The following is a 2,042-nucleotide window of genomic DNA, read 5'->3' on the forward strand; positions in this document are numbered from 1 at the left end:
TTCCAGATGTAATAAAACAATGACCCCGACGATTACCATTAATATATATCATATTGTTTACTTGGTCAGATCCTCCAGACAAAGCACCTAGCCACCTTCGTTTTATATGTTTCAATTCTATAGCATATTTTAACATGAAAAATTTTAGAAACATAGAAAAAACTTCAAAAACTATTTACAATTTCATGTGTTTTATTACATACTGATTACAAGAAAAAACGCCTGCTTATGAGCAGGCGTTTTTAAAGGATTTCATCTGGGTTTTGAGGGTGATGATTTCCCTCTTTCTTTTCATCTGTTTGGAACATCGATTGAATTTTATCAATTGTTTGTGGAGCTAATTCAATTATTTTTTCTGCTAAATGTGTCGCATTTTGTAGATGCAGAATATTTACTCCATCTTTATTCACTACAAGAAATGCTACTGGTGTAATAGAAACACCACCCGCGCTACCGCCACCAAATGCAGGGGTACCGTTCGCTCTTTGTCCATCATTCGTTTGGAAATCAGAACCTCCTGCTCCAAAACCGAACGCTACTTTAGAAACCGTTAACACTACACCACCGTCAGCCGTTTGAACAGGCTCTCCAACAATCGTATTTACATCGACCATTTCTTTTAAATTTTCCATTGCCGCTTTCATTAACCCTTGAATTGGATGATCCACCGTTCATAACCTCCTTTGTCATATCTTTCCTAGTTTTTCCGAAAGTTGGTGAACTAAACATAAAATTTTACATTGATTTCAAAAAACTTAAGTTGTAATATTTAGAAAAATAAAAAAGAGGTCGATTTTTTATGATGAGAAAATTAACAAAGAAAGATCATGAACAAGTATTCGCTTACCTAAAAGAAGAAGCAGCCCTTAACTTGTTTATTATTGGGGATTTAGAAGCTTTCGGTTATGAAACAGACTTTCAAGAATTATGGGGCGTATATAAAGAGAATGGAACATTAAAATCCATTTTACTTCGCTTTCACGATACATTTATACCGTATAGTAAAGAAGAGTTTGTGGTTACTGACTATGAGGCACTTCTTTCCGCATATAAGCCGCTTAAACTCTCTGGCAAGTCAACTATTGTAGAAAGATTTGAAACTGCTCCAAGTGTACAACTAGGCGCCAAAAATGAAATGTATTTTTGCGAATGTCTAAATGACAGCAACTTACCTAGCACACCAATTCATGAAACAATTAAACTTGCCTCACTCGATGATATAGAACGAATTATGAAATTACGAAGTGACATCGCTGAATTCCCGACTGCTAATGAATCAGAAAAAATGTTAAGGCAAGCTATCGAAACAAATACAGGACGTACATATTATATTGAAAAAGACGGCGCAATCATCGCATCCTCCTCCACTTCCGCTGAAAATTCATTATCCGCTATGGTAGTTGGTGTATGTACACACCCGAATTACCGCGGAAATGGATATGCTTCGCTTATATTGCAAAAAATGATTCAAGACTTTACGAAAGAAGGACGAACACTTTGTTTGTTTTATAACAATCCAGCAGCTGGACGTATTTATAAACGACTAGGGTTTAAAGATATTGGAATGTGGACGATGTACCGATAATAAGGGCTACTCTATATACAGAAATAGTTGTCACTTAGCAATAAAAGCAAATTACAAAAAAATTTCACACCGTTATTATGAAGATGAAGAAACTACTTGCGGAGCCATGACTCTAACTAAAAAATGTTATGTATTCAAACTAAATTTGGATAGATAAACGTCCCCAATTGTTACATATAGTCTAGCAATTGGGGCTGCATTTTTATGCTCTAATTCTCTCCAATACAACTAGAAATAATTATTAAACATTCACCACACTAATCTCTCTAAATATTCCATCATGATACAATTAGAAGTAATTGCATCACCTAAAACCTCCTCAACTTTCGGTCTTTCATTCACTTACTTAATCATTTATTATTTTCATATTTCTTTTTATAATTTACATACTCTTTCGTAGCTTCTTGATTATTATCTTTTTCACTACTAAAATACACATATATTTGCTGACTATGTG

Annotated in this window: 2 protein-coding genes and 2 pseudogenes; 1 reads left to right on the forward strand and 3 read right to left on the reverse strand. The window is 34.3% G+C overall.

Going from position 1 to position 2,042, the window contains the following annotated elements:
- A pseudogene (locus tag AB3X49_RS22005) lies at positions 1 to 136 on the reverse strand (oxalate:formate antiporter); the annotation flags it as partial.
- Between the two features lie 106 nt (positions 137 to 242).
- Entirely contained in the window at positions 243 to 668 is a 426-nt protein-coding gene (ytfJ, locus tag AB3X49_RS22010; RefSeq protein ID WP_002012522.1) for a GerW family sporulation protein, read from the reverse strand.
- A gap of 131 nt (positions 669 to 799) precedes the next feature.
- Between ytfJ and AB3X49_RS22015 the strand changes: the two genes are divergently transcribed.
- On the forward strand, positions 800 to 1,585 hold the full coding sequence (locus AB3X49_RS22015; RefSeq protein WP_215574864.1) for a GNAT family N-acetyltransferase: 786 nt from the start codon (positions 800 to 802) through the stop codon (positions 1,583 to 1,585).
- 350 nt (positions 1,586 to 1,935) lie between these two features.
- On the opposite strand, the pseudogene AB3X49_RS23260 reads toward AB3X49_RS22015, so the two are convergent.
- Positions 1,936 to 2,042: pseudogene (locus AB3X49_RS23260) on the reverse strand (DUF3952 domain-containing protein); the annotation flags it as partial.

Origin of the sequence: Bacillus sp. C30, assembly GCF_040838255.1 — a bacterium.
Classification (GTDB): domain Bacteria; phylum Bacillota; class Bacilli; order Bacillales; family Bacillaceae_G; genus Bacillus_A; species Bacillus_A mycoides.